Origin of the sequence: Alkalimarinus coralli (assembly GCF_023650515.1) — a bacterium.
GTDB classification, from domain to species: Bacteria; Pseudomonadota; Gammaproteobacteria; order Pseudomonadales; family Oleiphilaceae; genus Alkalimarinus; species Alkalimarinus coralli.
This window is the reverse complement of sequence record NZ_CP096016.1, coordinates 4,062,639-4,079,089: the sequence shown is the minus strand read 5'-3', so window position 1 is coordinate 4,079,089 and position 16,451 is coordinate 4,062,639. Positions and strand designations below refer to the sequence as shown.

General features: G+C 46.1%; 14 protein-coding genes. 8 read left to right on the top strand and 6 right to left on the bottom strand.

Annotated elements, in window-relative coordinates; all coding sequences use genetic code 11:
* Window positions 1-22: 22 nt before the first annotated feature.
* Window positions 23-1,099, top strand: a complete 1,077-nt coding sequence (locus MY523_RS18295; RefSeq protein ID WP_250656119.1) for a hypothetical protein — start codon at window positions 23-25, stop codon at window positions 1,097-1,099.
* 247 nt (window positions 1,100-1,346) lie between these two features.
* Here the strand turns inward: MY523_RS18295 and MY523_RS18290 are convergent, their stop codons facing one another.
* The gene (locus MY523_RS18290) at window positions 1,347-2,966 is read right to left on the bottom strand and encodes an IS1182 family transposase (RefSeq protein ID WP_250655547.1); all 1,620 of its coding nucleotides are present in this window, start codon (window positions 2,964-2,966) and stop codon (window positions 1,347-1,349) included.
* Between the two features lie 136 nt (window positions 2,967-3,102).
* Between MY523_RS18290 and MY523_RS18285 the strand changes: the two genes are divergently transcribed.
* Window positions 3,103-3,447: a hypothetical protein gene (locus MY523_RS18285; protein ID WP_250656118.1), complete on the top strand. Its 345-nt coding sequence runs from the start codon at window positions 3,103-3,105 to the stop codon at window positions 3,445-3,447.
* Between the two features lie 67 nt (window positions 3,448-3,514).
* On the opposite strand, the gene MY523_RS18280 is transcribed toward MY523_RS18285, so the two are convergent.
* Window positions 3,515-4,804, bottom strand: coding sequence for a serine hydrolase domain-containing protein (locus MY523_RS18280; RefSeq protein WP_250656117.1), 1,290 nt, complete (start codon window positions 4,802-4,804; stop codon window positions 3,515-3,517).
* A gap of 321 nt (window positions 4,805-5,125) precedes the next feature.
* Between MY523_RS18280 and MY523_RS18275 the strand changes: the two genes are divergently transcribed.
* Window positions 5,126-6,331: a cyclic di-GMP phosphodiesterase gene (locus tag MY523_RS18275; protein WP_250656116.1), complete on the top strand. Its 1,206-nt coding sequence runs from the start codon at window positions 5,126-5,128 to the stop codon at window positions 6,329-6,331.
* Window positions 6,332-6,417: 86 nt separating this feature from the next.
* On the opposite strand, the gene MY523_RS18270 is transcribed toward MY523_RS18275, so the two are convergent.
* A complete protein-coding gene (locus tag MY523_RS18270; protein ID WP_250656115.1) occupies window positions 6,418-8,385 on the bottom strand; it encodes an alkyl/aryl-sulfatase in 1,968 nt (655 codons plus the stop codon).
* Window positions 8,386-8,603: 218 nt separating this feature from the next.
* Here MY523_RS18270 and MY523_RS18265 point away from each other — a divergent pair, with 218 nt between their 5' ends.
* The 5 genes from MY523_RS18265 to MY523_RS18245 are packed head-to-tail and all read left to right on the top strand — an operon-like array spanning window position 8,604 to window position 12,090.
* Entirely contained in the window at window positions 8,604-9,641 is a 1,038-nt protein-coding gene (locus tag MY523_RS18265) for an AraC family transcriptional regulator (RefSeq protein ID WP_250656114.1), read from the top strand.
* Between the two features lie 43 nt (window positions 9,642-9,684).
* A complete protein-coding gene (locus MY523_RS18260; RefSeq protein WP_250656113.1) occupies window positions 9,685-10,263 on the top strand; it encodes a hypothetical protein in 579 nt (192 codons plus the stop codon).
* Window positions 10,264-10,308: 45 nt separating this feature from the next.
* Complete coding sequence (locus MY523_RS18255) at window positions 10,309-10,956, top strand: formylglycine-generating enzyme family protein (protein ID WP_250656112.1); 648 nt, start codon at window positions 10,309-10,311, stop codon at window positions 10,954-10,956.
* On the top strand, window positions 10,946-11,182 hold the full coding sequence (locus MY523_RS18250) for a formylglycine-generating enzyme family protein (RefSeq protein WP_250656111.1): 237 nt from the start codon (window positions 10,946-10,948) through the stop codon (window positions 11,180-11,182). The genes MY523_RS18255 and MY523_RS18250 overlap by 11 nt, the downstream gene beginning before the upstream one ends.
* Window positions 11,183-11,217: 35 nt before the next feature.
* The gene (locus MY523_RS18245) at window positions 11,218-12,090 is read left to right on the top strand and encodes a formylglycine-generating enzyme family protein (protein WP_250656110.1); all 873 of its coding nucleotides are present in this window, start codon (window positions 11,218-11,220) and stop codon (window positions 12,088-12,090) included.
* Between the two features lie 21 nt (window positions 12,091-12,111).
* Here the strand turns inward: MY523_RS18245 and MY523_RS18240 are convergent, their stop codons facing one another.
* The 3 genes from MY523_RS18240 to MY523_RS18230 all read right to left on the bottom strand — a co-directional run bounded on the left by MY523_RS18240 (window position 12,112) and on the right by MY523_RS18230 (window position 16,234).
* Window positions 12,112-14,274 (bottom strand): hypothetical protein, encoded by a 2,163-nt coding sequence (locus MY523_RS18240; protein WP_250656109.1) that lies wholly within the window; start codon window positions 14,272-14,274, stop codon window positions 12,112-12,114.
* Complete coding sequence (locus tag MY523_RS18235) at window positions 14,271-15,209, bottom strand: DUF4123 domain-containing protein (RefSeq protein ID WP_250656108.1); 939 nt, start codon at window positions 15,207-15,209, stop codon at window positions 14,271-14,273. Before MY523_RS18235 ends, MY523_RS18240 begins: the two co-directional genes overlap by 4 nt.
* Before the next feature lie 80 nt (window positions 15,210-15,289).
* Window positions 15,290-16,234, bottom strand: coding sequence for a sensor domain-containing diguanylate cyclase (locus tag MY523_RS18230; protein WP_250656107.1), 945 nt, complete (start codon window positions 16,232-16,234; stop codon window positions 15,290-15,292).
* Window positions 16,235-16,451: the final 217 nt, after the last annotated feature.

Genomic DNA, 16,451 nt, shown 5'->3' with positions numbered 1-16,451 from the left:
AATTTATACTTAAAGGATGATCATGAGAAATATTATACTGGCCTCAATTTCTGCGCTGTCGTTAACATTATCTGGATGCGATAAAAATGAGGCTCTCGGCTCCAACGGCGAACCGATATGCCTTAATGCGGCCTCACCTTTTGAATATCCGGTTCCAACATTTGTTGTTACAGAGAATTTAAGTAGAAGCTCAAGCTGGGACTATTTACAGGGCATTCAACCCACCGACAACGTCGCAGGCGTTCCGGACATGGTGACTCTGATGGAGGGGAAGATAAAGCAGTTTGCTGTATATGATGGCCCTGTGACGGGAATAACCTCGATCAATAACCCCATTGATACAATGGATCAAGTCGCCTCAGCTGAGGATACTGCAGGAAATATTCAAAGCGGCAGGGTTCAAATTCAAGGCGCGATTAACGACAATGTCAGTTGCTCGTACAATAATAGGTCAGCTATTTTACGTGACGAAGGTAACCCGGACGATACCAGTAATTTCCTACCGTATATCCTCGATTTGAGCTTTATATCATCAAGCAGACAGCTAACCAGAACTATCGCATACTTCAAGGAAGTCACTACGATTGTTGACGGCAAGGAAGAAAAAAACAACGAAATACTTGCAACCAGCGTAACCGCCCTGAACCCTGACACCTATTCAACCTCAGGCAATAACGCACCTCTGGCATCCGAAGTAACCTGGGGTGACAGTAATGAATCCTTAAAAATCACCAAAGACTATCAATTAAGAATCGACCGGGCAGCATACGTTTCCGCCACCGACTTTACTGTAGATGGCAACACTGAAATCAACCGCTTTAAAATATCCATTAACTATGAAACCGGTGCAGCTGAAATATTTATTTCTGACTTCGTTAATGCTGTCACCTGTAACCCCTCAAATGGCGACCCATCATTAATATTAAAAGACCCAACCACGCAAGACCTTATCGATAACCACTGTGAAAACATTGAAGATAGAACAACCTATCGGGATCCTGGTTACGATGTAACCGGTGTGGATCCTGATGTAGAAGGCTCAGGCACTCTTCCAACCCCTATGACAACTTACACCGGCGCATTTGTAGACGGCCGTTAGACGCAACCGCATGCAAGTAAGCACGACAGGAATCAAGGGTTGTTACTGAACTCCCTTGATTCTGGTCTACTTCATCAAGGCTACGAAAGTTGCTTGAACCTGCTATGCTTTAGAGAAATGAGTCTTTACTCGCTGTTCAATCTCTAACAGTACCCACAGCCTGCTGGATACAAATAGGCGCGGCTGGAATCAAGATTTGCCACTGAGGGCCAACATCCCCTGATTCCGCTTCGAGGCTGTGAAAGTATTAACAAGCAAGAGATTCTTTGACTTCAAAACGAACTCGAAGCGAATCTGGCGTCATTACAACGGCCTTTATAATTATTGTCTGTAGAAACAGGTAATACTTATAGGCCTTTAAATATAGCTCTGGGCTCCTTCTATTAAGGCGAAACAGAGCTTTATTTTTTATCTCCTCAAGGAGCCTGTCGAACCCCAACACATTAAGTGCACGTGTGAGATTATAACATAACGCCATTAAACTAAACTCAGCCGCTACCTTCTCTTGGCCTCTTAGCAGGAAGTGGCTCCAACCTGCTCTAGATTTCATCGTGCCAAATGGGTGCTCAACGAGTGTACTTCGCTCGCGCATTTTTCCTTTGCTTACCTTCATTCGTTCTTGATGAGCTGTGAGCAGGTCTGCATTCTCACTTCGCCACACGACTCGGCAAGGTATTTTCTCCCCAAGACAGCTTGCTTTTTGGGGGCAGCTTTTACAGACTGTTTCTGATGCACTGAAGCGATGAAATACTTGTCCGTTCTGTGTGCGGGGCGACCCTCGTTGGTTTAATGACTCTCCTGCAGGGCACACATAATGATTTTTCCTCGCATCATATATGAACTGGTCTTTTGTGTACCTTCCCTTTTTCCCTTTACCCCCCGTTTTAGGCTTGGGAACATAAGGTGTTATCTTATCTTTTACACACTTAGCAATATGCGCCCCGCTGTAATAGCCCGCATCAGCAAGCACTTCTAACTCATCTGAATTCAGTATTTTCTTTGCTTTTAGCGACATTGGGTGCAATTGTTTAAGGTCGTTTGGCTCCGTTGTGACTTCTTCGCAAACGATCAAGTGATGCTTGTTATCTACTGCTATCTGTACGCTGTAGCCGGATACCTTTTGAGTTCCTTTGTTCAGTAAACGGGCATCTTTGTCTGTACTGCTCTCTTGTGTTTTTTTAGATTTTTCTAACCTTTTTAATTCGCTCTCTTTATCTTGTTTTTCTTTTTTCCAGTCTTCGAGTTGCTGAAGCACTTTTTCCAGTTCAATATCACTGGGCTTGTTTTCTTCTTCCTTTTCCTGCGCATCTTGCTGATCTAGCTCGTTCTGCCATTGCTCGATATGCGCCTCTAGCTTTTTGAGCTTCTTCTTGAGACCTGTGGTGGTCGTAAAGCTCTTGCGGCTCGCGCTTCCTTTAAAGAAACTGCCGTCAATAGCAATGCACTGGCCTCCAAACAACGAAAGTTTCTTGCAGAATAAAATAAACTCTTTATGAGTCTCCCGAATCGCACGCCGGTTTTGGCTGCGAAAATTAGCGATCGTCTTATAGCTTGGCTTAAGCCCTTGAACTAACCACATCACCTCTATATTACGGTGGCACTCTTGTTCCAACCGACGACTCGACTTAATGCGGTTTAGATATCCGTAGAGGTAAAGCTTGAGTAACGCACCGGGAGGGTAGGCAGGCTGCCCGCTATTAACCTTGTTTTCTAAGGTATGTTGATAGCCGAGCTTTCCTAAGTCTAAACATTCAACATAGGCATCAAGGGCTCTGATGGGATGCCTCTCATGCACGTAGTCATCCATATGGCTCGGAAACAAATCCCCTTGATCGCGGGAGTGTGTTTTCTTGTATTGTCTTCCCATTTTCTTATATCTTCGAAGTCGTTAGGCGACGATATTATACAGCGGGGAGCCTATGGATACTTTCACAGCCTCTTCGCTTCATCAAGGCTACCGGTAATTTTTAATCTTTTATGCTTAAAGATCAGGAAAAAAGCCAATGAAACAAGTAACCATTGCCAGTACTATTCAGGAGTTTATGTCGTTCATCGAATTATTGGATGATGCGTACTGGGAGGCTGCAACACTAGAATCAAAAGACTTGTTGTACGATATTATCAGTATTTTCTCGCTGGAGATGTCTGAACTCAACAAACTCAGTATTCAGGATCACCATTACCCTTACGAAATCATTACCGAAGGCATTCGACGAGTAGTACCCAAAATTGAGCGGCTGGACGAAAAGAAAGAAGACGTTATACAGCGAACCCAAACACTCATAGACATCAAAGAGGTCATGTCTAACGTGATCAGTATTCTTGAAGATCAAACAAAGGGCTCTTAGTAGAGAAATAGATTTGTGCGGCTAACAGGCAACGCCTATTAGCCACATTACGTTCGTAGTAGCTCAGCTAAGCAAATACGCCCGCTTTCTCATCCTGAGTGATACGACCACAGTTCTTGGCAACCGCATTAACAAACATTACCAAACTCGGAATATGGTGGCCAACAAACGAGATGCCCGTTGTGAGTAGTGAGCAGGAGATATCTCTTGCCTCATCAACCCAGCACATTTTATTGATCAGCCCAATATGTCCATAGGCAGAGCCACTCATCGGCCCCCAAATGCCCACCGGATTACCACCCAGCATCATGCCAGCACTATAGCGCATGGGCATCATCATGGTTCTATCTATCTGTAACGAGCCATACTCCTGAATAGAGCGCTTAATCGTTAACGGGTCACAAATACGTTTTCCTTCCCACTCGCCGCCATTTCTCATCATCTGGAAAAAACGGGAAATTTCTTCAGCCGTTGACGCCAGGTTACCGGCCGGGATAACGGCCTCTTGAAAACGAGGGTCGTTTATCACCTGCCCGATAGTATCAACATCCCCCCCCAACGCGCGCTTAACAACCCAGGAAACCGGGAACCCCAGTTTTGGCCCTGTCATGTAGTTTTCAGCCAGAACAGGCAGGGTCTTTTCTTCAACACCATAGGTGAAATACTTCATCCCCATCGGTTGACGGATTTTTTCATCCAAAAATTCTTGTATTGATTTGCCTGTAACGGTTTGAATCACTCGCTCCAACACATAACCACCGGTAATCGCATGGTACGCCAGGTGGTCACCATCAACCGATATGGGTTTTGCTTGGCAGAGCAGTCGCCAGATCTCGTCGTTATTCCACAACACATCAATCGGCGTATTGGGTGGAATACCGGGAATGCCGCCACGGTGAGAAAGTATCTGGTGAATGGTAATATTCTTTTTGCCGTTCTGAGCAAACTCAGGGTTATAGTAGCTCACGGGGTCAAGCAGATTTATGCTGCCGTCTTCTGCCAGCATATGAACCAGCAATGCGGTGACTGCTTTTGAGGCAGAAAAAAGACAGATCGGCGTATCCGGTGTTGCGACGGTTTTAGGCGTGTACTCGGTATCCAGCGGGCCATTGCCGCGAACATGCCCAACTGACCGGTTAAAAACAACCTTTCCTTTACGCCTTAGACACAACTCAATGGCTGGCTGTGTACCTGTTTTATAAAGATTCAGGACAGACTGCCATATTTCTTCAGCACCTTTTTCACTGATATCTACCGACTCTGGGGGCACTTCACTGTTATGATCAATAGATATGACAGAATCCAGATCGCTTGGAACATCTATGGTGTTGAGTACTTTTTTTAGCACTTTTTTCATCGGATCTTTTCTCACAAGTTCTAAACACACGTTGAGCTTACCTCCCTGGCGGCATAGGCACCGTTAAGCAACAGTCCAACAGTCCAACAGTCATCGGAATACAACCGCCGCAGGGCGAAATTGCAAACCCGGCAACCTAATTAAGCATGTACATGAGTTTCAGAATATCAGGGTTTGAATGTTTAATCATTAGGTTGCAACCTAATATTCGATACCGGTAATGACCTTGGTCACTATTTTCCACTCTCTTTTTTGGGATTCTAACTATACTTTTATCAGGCCCACCACCCAAACTTTCAGAGAAGCCCAGTACTAACGTTCATGAAAAAGCGCATTTCTATAAAGAACCTCCAGGTCGGCATGTATATCACTGATATGAATAATGACTGGATTCCCCACAATAACTTCAAAAGAAAGGGGTTTATTCGTAGCGAGGAGGTCATCGACAAAATCAGTAAGCTGGGTATTACTGAGCTTTATATCGATACCGAAAAAGGAACAGACCATCAGGATGCGATCCCGATAGATGAAATAGAAAAGGACAACCAGCGCAAGCTCGATAAAGCCGGGGAACTTAAGCCTCATAACAAGCCTACCATTGCGCTGGCCGACGAGATGGTGACGGCATCTAAAATCCACAACGAAGCCATTGGCCTGGTCAACAACGTAATGGATAACGTAAAACTGGGCCAGGCAATAGATATCAGCTCAATCGATGAGCTGGCTGACAACATGCTCGGCTCGATTTTTCGCAACCATCATGCGTTGACATGCCTGGGCTGCATTAGAAATAAAGACTCTTACCTGATGGAGCACTCGGTTAACCTCAGCGTATTGATGTCTGTCTACTGCCGTTCAATGAGCATGGATAAAGAGACCATGCACCAAACCATGGTTGGGGCGCTGCTGCATGATATTGGCAAGGTGATGGTTCCTGACGAGATCCTCCATAAACCGGGCCGCTTGACCGACAGCGAGTTCACCGAAATGAAACATCACGTTGTTTATGGCCGCGATATGTTAAAGGGAATGGAGGGGGTATCAGAGCTGTCCCTGACAACGATGGCTCAGCACCATGAACGTATTGATGGGTCAGGCTATCCTGATGGCTTAAAAGGCAATGAAATCTCCCAGCATGGAAAAATGGTCGCCATTGTTGATGTTTACGATGCCATTACCGCAGACCGTTGCTACCACAAAGGGATGACCCCCAACATGGGGATAAAAAAACTGCTGGAGTGGAGCGATAGTCATTTGGATAGAGCGCTGGTTAACCACTTTATTCGCTGTATTGGTATTTATCCGGTGGGCTCTCTGGTTTTGCTGGAGAGCGGGCGCCTCGGGGCAGTCATTGAGTCCAATGAATTCGACCAGCGCTTACCCACTTTGCGAGTGATGTATCACACCAAATTCAGGTCTTATATAAAAACTGAAGTCTTGAACCTTGCTCAACCAAAGGTACAAGACCGGATCGTAAAAGCAGTTGACCCGGCTGATTATCAAATCCCGGTTAAGGACTTTTTATAATGACTCACTAGTTTCCATCCAGAAACAACGGTCACTCCCGCTAAGGCGCAGGAGTGACAAAAAGTATAATTAAGCAGTTTCAGTTACTAGGGGGTTACGATATTAAATGCCCCATCAGGACGATCCAGCAAGCCAAAGAACTCAATCAAGTCCAACCGGCTTCCTTCCAGCGATAGGTCATCATCAAACAATAACGATTTTAACCCCGCTTTACCGATAATAATATCGACTAATAAAGGCTGGGTGAGCTTAAGTGTCGCATCAGCCGGTGTGTCCGCGGCCACTTTCTTGTGCCTGAGCACAGCATTGTTAATCCATAACAAGTGGCTTTCATTTAAATCGGTAAACGCTATCTTGACTGAAAGTTGCTTTCCTTCAGCCTTAGGCCCGTTCAGGCTAACCGCCATCGAGTCAAAGAAGTTGACTACCGGTGTTTTTGTCAACACCCCTTCCATTACCGCGACGTCTATACCTTTTTCAGGCGCGCCATGCCGCAATTCGTTAGCCGCCGAAAGATACACATCTCGCCAGGGGGCTGACTCAGCCTGATATCCCAGCTGATCATAAACGTTAGCCAATAACTGTTTTGCCGCCACATTATCAGGGTCAGCAAACACTGCATGGTTAAGTAACTCCGCTATCCATCGATAGGTTTTGGTTCCCTCTTCAACAGACGCGCCCCCCGCTTCATCAAACGCCGCCTGTGCTTTTGTTACTACCGTATCGACCCCACCCATCATGTCCATATAACGGGTTGCCGCTTGGGCTTCTGGCAGCGGGTCTAGCTGGGCTGGGTTTCCGGTATACCAGCCCAAGTAAGCCTGATACACCGCTTTTGCATTATGTTTAACGGTTCCGTAATAGCCCTGATTATGGAATGCGGTATTCAGGCTCGCAGGCAGGCGAATCGCTTCAGCCACTTCGTTTGGCGTATATCCCTGGTTGAACAATCGCACACTTTGGTCATGTATATATTTATATGTGTCGCTTTGCTGGGTCAAAAAGTCGCGTATATTGTCTTTGCCCCACATAGGCCAGTGATGGCTTGCAAAATACACTTCGCTTTCTGCAAACATTTCTCTGGACTGAATAATATAGTCACTCCAAAGGTTAGCATAACGAACTTTAGCGCCCCTTAAGGTATACAGATTGTGCATATTGCGAGAGAGTAACTCAGCACCACAAAACGCTTTATGTTCGGGCAGATAGAACGTCATCTCAGCCGGTGCTTCAGAGCCCGGAACATACTGAAACTCAAATGGAACACCGTCGATATTCAGCTTAGTACCGGTTTCAAACACCGTTTCAGTAGGAGCAAGCAGCGCAAAACGACCAAAGGCAGGCCCCTTGCCCAGCCCTGTTCCAATATGGCCCCGCGTATTTCGGGCTAACTCACGGCCGTACATATACGAAGCACGCCGCCCCATGGCAATACCTGCAACAATGTTTTCACTGGTCGCTTCTTCCATAAAGCCCGCAGGGGCAACAATGCGCAGCTGTTTCTGCTCTGTTTCACTCAAGTTATGCACTATCCCTTCTATGCCACCAAAGTGATCGATATGGCTATGGGTATAAATAATGGCCTTAACAGGCTTAATGCCAAGGTGTTTTTGTGCGAACTTTAGTGCTTTATCGGCTGTTTCTTTGGCTGTGAGGGGGTCAACAATTATCCAGCCTGTATCGCCCTCAATGATCGTCATATTGGCAAGATCATAACCTCGTAGCTGGTATATACCTTCACTCACTTGAAATAAGCCATGAATATTATTGAGCGATGCCTGCCGCCATAAGCTGGGGTTCACACTGTCCGGTGCGCCACCATCAGCCCCCTTATAATCAATAAAATTATAAGCCGACATATCCCATACGATATTGCCTTCCGAGTCTTTCGTCCTTAAATCATTGTCTTGGGCAATCAAACCTCGACTCGCATCTTCAAAATCAGACCGGTTGCTAAAAGGGCGCTGGCTTAACACTGCGTGATTAGCACGAGTCGTCACCGAAGTGGGGGTTGTATGGCCTTGGATATTGCTACCTTCCTCCCTTTTAGTCACACTATCACACCCAGTGAGGCTCATTACCACGAGCAAAACATAATAATATCGGTACATAAGCGGTCTCTAATTATCAGTATTTGAACTTTTCAGCTAAGTTATTCGTTTGAATCTGAGCCAAATACTGCCACACGAAATAACGGCTTTCTGGTCATAAAGCGACATACCGTTGTCCGTACATAACCGTCTGTAAAAAACGATCGACAAATAGCTGACCCATGATTAACAACACCACCGCCATCACGCAAGAACAGCCATCAACTATCGCCTCATGGGCTAAAGTGGTGTGCAACGCAATTGATGCCAGAGAGGTCGACAGTGTCAAATTGCTAGCCCTTGCAGATATTTCCCCTGAGCTACTCAATAACCCTGAAGGGCGTATACCGGTATCAAAGATGAGCCGGCTCTGGACGCTAGCGGTAGAGGCAACAGGAGATGAGGCATTCGGCCTCAGCATTCCCGGCTTTGTACAGCCCACCACCTTTCATGCATTGGGTTTTTCATTAATGGTCAGCGCATCGTTGCGGGATGCCTGGCAACGAACCCAACGCTACTATCAGGTCGTCAGTGACGTGTTGGATATCAAGATTAAGGATGGCTGTAGCGAATCTGCTTTATGCTACGTTCGAATACCAGGAAAGGCGTATGCCAAAGAAGCAATAGACGCGTTCGTTGCCACAATGGTTCGGCTTTCTGACGACATTACCGCAAACAGCGCTATACCCACAAAGATTCTACTTGAGAGAAAAAAACCGGTTCAGAACCGCCAGTTCGAGGCATTGTTTCCTTGCGATGTGTATTTTGAAGCAGGCTGCAATGAAATTTACTACAAAAATGAGGATCTTGATCAACCTCTGCCCACAGCCAATCTGGCTATTGCGCTTAAAAACGACGAAGTCGTACAGAACTATTTATCCAGCCTCTTGAACCAGTCCCTTGTAAAACAGGTCACAGAGAAAATCATTGCTCTAATGGCCATGGGAGAACCCAGTCAGGAGTTGATAGCCAAGGAATTAAATATCAGTAGCCGTCAGCTACAGCGAAAGCTTAAAGACGAATCGTCTTCGTTTAGAGGTCTACTGGAAAATGTCAGAAAGGATTTTGCCAAGAACTATCTCGCCCAGTCTCAGCAGTCAATCATCGAAATTGCTTATCAACTGGGTTTTCAAGACCCCAGCAACTTTACCCGTGCATTTAAACGCTGGTTTGGCGTATCCCCTTCCACATTTAGAAAGCAACATCACTCTCATTTGTGATAGAATCTGCGGTGTTCTTAATATCTACTTCAAGGAAGAAGCGATGCAAGGCACCCGCACAACAATACCCATATCCGAAAAAACATTTCTTTACCTCTCCTCAGCAAGAAAGCACCTGGGCTTGGCTATTGCTTTCGCTCTCACTCTGCCCATTCCATTTGTGTCAATTTGGTTTGGGCTGCTGGGAGACGAGCTTCTAATACTGCCCTTAGTGGCGGGCTTCCTATTTTTCCTTATCCCTTATTTTATATTCTCCATGCTTAAATCAAGTATTAGTCACTACTACGAAGTCGCTTTAATAAATAAGTTTGGAATTGAAGCAACGGCCACTGTGAAGCATAAGTCCATAGAAGATAACTCATACTTTTCTGAACATGATAAGCACAAAGATGAGGCAGATAGAGAAAAAATTGAAGAGATAACCTATTTTATTGAGTACGAATACCACTACGGAAAGCCCTGCAAATCAACCTTTATTATCGGTAACAAAGCGCTTTATAACGCGATTGATATAGGGAGTGAACTGCCAATAAAGCTGCTGCCTTCTTCACCGGATAAATCCGCCCCCAGACGAGAAAGCCTGGCACGCGCCTACGGGTTTAAAGTGAGTGATTGCCAGTAGAAAGCCATAACTCGACATAGAAACAGCATATACACGGATGTAACCATGACTCAATTTAAACAAACACTCCCGATTATTCTCGCACTATCCCCGTTACTCGCTGCCTGCCAGGCCCCGCCTGACGAGAACAGTGCCCTTGAAGCTGACATTCAGCGTGTTGTGCAGCAATCCATCAATAATATGGTCTTTGTTGAAGGCGGGAGCTTTATGATGGGGGATTTTGGCAAACTGGAGCGCAATAGCGATGGAAGTCAGTTCCTGGCACATTGGAGCACCGACAAAGACGACGACTATATGCACAAAGTCACCCTCGATAGCTTCTCTATCAACAAATACGAAGTCACCTGGGAGGAGTTTGATACGTTTAGTAAGGCTACAGGCCGAATAATATATGATGAGGGCTTGTGGTTTCACAAACCTGAAGTACCTGCTTTTATACCCAACTGGTATGACGCTAAAGCCTATTGTGACTGGTTAGCCGAGAAAAGTAATTTGACCTTCGATTTACCCACCGAAGCCCAATGGGAATATGCCGCCCGCAGTCGCGGGCGAAACGTTCCGTTTGCCACCAATGACGGTACGATCGATTATCATGGCTCTAATATCAGCGGCTGGAACGATAACCCAGCACATGCCATGGTGGGGGACTACTACCCCCCCCAATCCGCTTGGCCTCCATCATATGTCGGGTAATGTAGCCGAGTATGTTAAAGATTGGTACGCAGAAGACTATTACCAAAACTCCCCCGAAATAAACCCCCAAGGACCTAAAACCGGGCAAAAGAAGGTGATTCGGGGTGGGAGTTATGACTCTTCTAGCCGATTTAATCTAGCAATTAGGCGCCACTCTATGGAGCCTGATAAGGAGGGCTATATTGGGCTTCGCTGTGTTATCAATAACCCGCAAGAGTTGCCATAGTCAAATACCAATACAATTTATACACGGATGTAACCATGACTCAATTTAAACAAACACTTGCGATTATTCTCGCACTATCCCCGTTACTCGCTGCCTGTCAGGCCCCGCCTGACGAGAGCAATGCCCTTGAAGCTGACATTCAGCGGGTTGTGCAGCAATCCATCAACAATATGGTCTTTGTTGAAGGCGGAAGTTTTATGATGGGGGATTTTGGCAAACTGGAGCGCAATAGCGATGGAAGTCAGTTCCTGGCACATTGGAGCACCGACAAAGACGACGACTATATGCACAAAGTCACCCTCGATAGCTTCTCTATCAACAAATACGAAGTCACCTGGGAGGAGTTTGATACGTTTAGCAAAGATACCAACCGACCTATTTTTATGGACGGGAAGTGGTTCCACCAACCTGAAATCCCGGCCTATTTCCCCAACTGGTATGATGCCAAAGCTTATTGTGACTGGTTAGCCGAGAAAAGTAATTTGGCCTTCGATTTACCCACCGAAGCCCAATGGGAATATGCCGCCCGCAGTCGCGGACGAAACGTTCCGTTTGCCACCAATGACGGTATGATTGATTTTAAAGGCTCTAACATAAAGGGTTTCAACGTTTCTCAAGACGAGCCTGTAAGGGGTGATTACTACCCCCCCAATCCACTTGGTTTGCACCATATGTCGGGCAATGTATCTGAGTATGTAAAAGATTGGTACGCAGAAGACTATTACCAAAACTCCCCCGAAATAAACCCCCAAGGGCCGACAACAGGGCAAAAGAAGGTTGTCAGAGGCGGCAGTAATGCCTCTTCAAGCCGGTTTAATTTAGCAATTAGACGCCACTCTATAGAGCCTGACAAAACGGAATATATTGGACTTCGCTGTATTATCAATAACCCAAAAAAGTTGCCATAGATTATGGTATTAGCCTAAGCACTAAACAAGTACTCGCTCTTGGTAGCAGTTGTTTTTTATCAAACTCAATTGCGCAAACCGCAGGTCATCAACCGGTTTAACACGCCATGGCGCGGAATAGGCAATAACAGGGTTACCAATATTCGGCTGCTTATGCAGCCGATGCTTCCACACATCAAAGCGTATCTGTTCATGGCCATCCAGTATCCCATATAACATATTTTCTACATTTTTAATTTGGGAGGAGCTTAGTACCAAACCAGACTCTGAGGTATGCTTAAGAATTTCATGATATTCACTTACACTTTGGGTAAAACTTAGAAGTTTAACAATGGCTTTCTCTTGCTGGCTTTCCGTTGAAAGTAGGAACCGGCGGCATAGTATTGCCAGAAAACGCCCTTTCACCACAGGGGCTGCGTATCGATACAGTGAACTATCGTCGAGTATTTTCCGCGCAAGCCCTTCCGCCTCAATTCTTGATTGATGAACTTGACTCCACCAGAGAGCTAAGTCCCGGATTGTGGACTGAGTCTCATCAACAATATCACTTCCAAAAAGAACTGCTTTAGCCAATGATCGTTGTAAAAACGTAAAGCCATCATTTTCAATAAATTCCGGCTGTAGAAACCCTGTTTTCATTATCTGATGATAAACAAACTTAACAAGTTGATAGATATTTCCTGCTTCTATTGCCGTATCAAGCTTGCCGTTAGCACCAACCCCAGCAACTACACCCGCCCCAAAGCGAGCAATAAATTTACGGGTATTCTCATCATATTCAATTTTGAGATACCCCTCTGCACCTAATCCAGCGGCGACCTCTATGCCAGCTCCCGCTTCGGCCAACGTGACAAACTGGTTATTCTCTTCGGGGCTTTGCCACTGAAGGGCGACACCGACCTTGCAACCCGCGGTTACGCCTGCAAAAAACTGCGCCTCAGCATTAATACCCTGAACATGCCCTTTGTCATGTAGCAATCGGTCATATTTAAACTTGTCAGACTCCACTTCTCCTGACTCAGTCGTGTCGTCATCTTTACTTCTGGCAGCCCCTTTAATAACCGGCTGCCCGGCGTTCATTTCAAGCGAGATTGCGGCGCCTAAATTGGCACTGGCTCCTGCATTTCCACTTAAGACCACGTTAAGATCAAGCCTGAAATAACCGAGGTCACACGGCGTATTGTTGAGTTCAAACTGGCAGTGATAGCCTTCCGTCGAAGGGATCATTCGCTGGCATTTTGCCTGCCCTTCTGCCAGGGAAAGCTCTGCATGAACTCCCCCGGCGATTTGTAATATGCCTTCAGCAGGATCAAACTCAGCGTGAAACGCAGCACCCGATGCAAACCGGAAAAACTGGGCTTCTGCGGTGACATTGTAGGCGCTGCTTTCATCCCCCATCAGGTACTGAGGCCCGGTGCTATAGGCAAACTGGTTCATAAATTGCTGGAACTCGTTATAGCTATCGAGGCGCTCCAACAAGTTGCCGGTTTGATACTTAACCTTGAACTCTGGTTTATTCAGCTCTTCACGAAGATTTTTAGCCAGTGTTTTATAATCAAACTGTTTAGTTTTAGGGTTATAGCCCTGGCTGCGGTTACGGTCATCGGTGGCCATGGAGTAACTGCGGACATGGTCTTTCATTTTTTCTGAGCGAACGTAAGTATATTTTCGGTGCCCTTTTAACCTCACAATCTCAGTCAGTTTTTTACTTTCACCGCCTCCAAATTCAGAGTTTGGAGGGCTAATCCCCAGCGCGACCAACTGTTTAACGGCTTGCTCTTTTTTCTCCGGTAGCTCAGCTCCATTTTTGCATTCCATAACCGGGCGCATGACATCATCTAGTAGCTGAATCTCGCTCATCCAGGCATTGAGATTATTGGCATCCAGTAGATAGATTCTGTCAGTCGATGGCTCATACACTATATCAACAATCTGTACTTTATTTTCGCAGTCACATGGTTGAACAGGGTCATCTAGTTGCTGATGTGTAGCTGCATCAACTTGCTTTAGCGGGCCTCCTGCCTCAACGTACATTTCACGCCAGATCGCCATATATTGTGTATGTTGAGGATTATCAGGATTAAGCATCTGCCCTTTAAGTGAGGGGTACTCCTGATAAAGGCGCGTATTGGCGGTTTGAACCGCATCTTTGTTTAATGGTCGAGCGAGTGGTACATCTATCATTCGGCACTCCTTGCCTGATATTGATCCAAGTACAAATTAAGCCTGTTCAGCTTTTCAGTGGCCGTTAGGTTTTTATTATCCATGATTTTTTTCGCCCACGGATAACGGGGGTTACCTACCAATGTGTCACCAAAATATAGTTGCAAATCAAGCCACTGTTCCAGTTCACCCTGAGTTTTATAACCGTAGGATTCGCCCTGCTCAATGGCACCAATAACGAATTGTTGTAGCGTGTCAGGCTCAACACCCGACAAATGGTCGGGATAGTTGCGATTGAGGTATCCGGTCAACTGCCTAATGCTTATTTTTCGCCTAAGTTCTGCTATCGCTTGCCACTCTGTTGCGGTTAGTGCAACCGGCAAGGGCAGTTTATGATCTTGCTGCGCCAGGCCTATTTGGCGCAGATGCCATGTGGACTGGGTGGGTGGGGCATACTCGTTATAGGTGGCCATTGCAGAGACATGGCCTAACCGACTGCAGATAAGGTCATCCGGCGTATGCTCGATAAGCATATTGAAAACGGCAGGATCATAGTAACGAAAAAACAGCGTGTTACCTGCTGGAGATTGCGTTTTCAACATATTAACCAGATAGGGCTTAACCTGTCCTATGGGGTGTGGTGACCAGAATAAGATATAGGGGTGACAGCTCGCATTCTCTATTAACCACTCAAATAACGGGCTATCAGGTGCTACTTCAACAAGCCATGGGGATAGATCGAGCCACTCAGTGTTGTTTTGTTCAGTATCCGGGCTCAAAAACAAGGGGTAGACCGTTGGCATCTCTTCCAACGTGTAAACCAGTGCACCGGTGGTTTTATAGCCCTCTGGGGCTTTGGCACCTTCAATAACCGCGTAAAGGTGTTGGTCTCGTTGCTCAACAGCGAACGATTGAAGTTGGAGCCTATCAATGGCTTCATAGGAGGGGGTCATCATCACGTATCCATGTACTTGCCTGCTTCATCCGTGAAGCAGTCTTCATTTAGCTGCTATTATCCTGAATCAGTGACGCTCATTCAAGCAACACACTCACTCTCAGCCACAACTATTGAACCTTCAGAGTAGCTTGAGGCCTTTAGCAGCGCGTGCTCAGCCGCTTCAATAAGGTGATCAACATGAAAGCCTTCTTCCGGTATTTGCGTAGCCACGCCAATAGAGCCGTGTAAATTTTCCTCTTTGGGAGCGCGTTGTAACAGTTCGCCATCAACCACATCTTTTAGTCGAGACGCCATCGCTTCTGCTTCCTCCCACGCCATACCGGTTGAAATAACAATAAAGCGCTCTTCGTCATACTTTGCGACCAAGTCAATCCCGCGACGGAACACTTGCCGCAGTGCAGAGGCGGTATTGGCCATTAAGCGGTTCGACGCATCCAGACCTTGCTGCTCTTTAAACCCAGCCAGATTCGAAATACCTATCAGGAATAAGGAGAGAGGACGGTGCTCTCGCAACATCGCTGTCCATTCTCGTTCTGCGATCTCTTCAAAATAGCTGCGATTGTAGAGAGAGGTAACTATGTCGTAGCTTGAAACGGTCGTCTCAACATCCGTTTTCTCAAACTTAATTTCTGAAGCCATCAGCGCTTCAACCGCCTCCACCCGGTCACCAACGTCGCGGCAGGTGCCGATAAAATAGCGTTTTTTCTCGCCCTTGTACTCAAAAGGCCCGCCGCTGATCTCTAACCACTTTTGTGAGCCATCTTTGCATATCGAGCTCAGCGTTACTTGAACGCGTGCGCCTTCACCCAGCGCTTGCCGAAACGCTTTAGCGGCCGTCGGGCGGGTTTTGCTTCCCAACAGAAAGCGTGACCCTTTATCTATCAGTTCTGATTCACTAAACCCTGTCATCATTTGAAATGCTTTGTTGGCATAAATGATTCGGTTTTTCGGTGAAATCGCATCAGTAATAACGATGCCATCTCGGCATTCGGCCAGCGCAGCCAGTAAAAGTTGAGTATCCACGGGGAAATGTCCAATCTATCGTAAAACGCCATTTTAGCGGTTTAAGCCAATAATAGAATGGACTTAAATCATTTCATAGAGACCTTTGCACGATGTTATGAGCGAAACAAAGACAAGGCAAAAAATGACGAAAAAGCGCAGTTTATTGGAATAAATGAGCATTTTGAGTCATTTTTTAACGCTGTATTTGTAAGCGCAGTAGTCGTGCAAAGGTCTC

Coding starts and splice junctions, on each gene's coding strand:
- MY523_RS18235 (WP_250656108.1), bottom strand. CDS start 15,209: ATGATGACCCCCTCCTATGAAGCCATTGATAGGCTCCAACTTCAATCG.
- MY523_RS18255 (WP_250656112.1), top strand. CDS start 10,309: ATGACTCAATTTAAACAAACACTCCCGATTATTCTCGCACTATCCCCG.
- MY523_RS18295 (WP_250656119.1), top strand. CDS start 23: ATGAGAAATATTATACTGGCCTCAATTTCTGCGCTGTCGTTAACATTA.
- MY523_RS18240 (WP_250656109.1), bottom strand. CDS start 14,274: ATGATAGATGTACCACTCGCTCGACCATTAAACAAAGATGCGGTTCAA.
- MY523_RS18250 (WP_250656111.1), top strand. CDS start 10,946: ATGTCGGGTAATGTAGCCGAGTATGTTAAAGATTGGTACGCAGAAGAC.
- MY523_RS18260 (WP_250656113.1), top strand. CDS start 9,685: ATGCAAGGCACCCGCACAACAATACCCATATCCGAAAAAACATTTCTT.
- MY523_RS18280 (WP_250656117.1), bottom strand. CDS start 4,804: ATGAAAAAAGTGCTAAAAAAAGTACTCAACACCATAGATGTTCCAAGC.
- MY523_RS18245 (WP_250656110.1), top strand. CDS start 11,218: ATGACTCAATTTAAACAAACACTTGCGATTATTCTCGCACTATCCCCG.
- MY523_RS18290 (WP_250655547.1), bottom strand. CDS start 2,966: ATGGGAAGACAATACAAGAAAACACACTCCCGCGATCAAGGGGATTTG.
- MY523_RS18275 (WP_250656116.1), top strand. CDS start 5,126: ATGAAAAAGCGCATTTCTATAAAGAACCTCCAGGTCGGCATGTATATC.
- MY523_RS18265 (WP_250656114.1), top strand. CDS start 8,604: ATGATTAACAACACCACCGCCATCACGCAAGAACAGCCATCAACTATC.
- MY523_RS18285 (WP_250656118.1), top strand. CDS start 3,103: ATGAAACAAGTAACCATTGCCAGTACTATTCAGGAGTTTATGTCGTTC.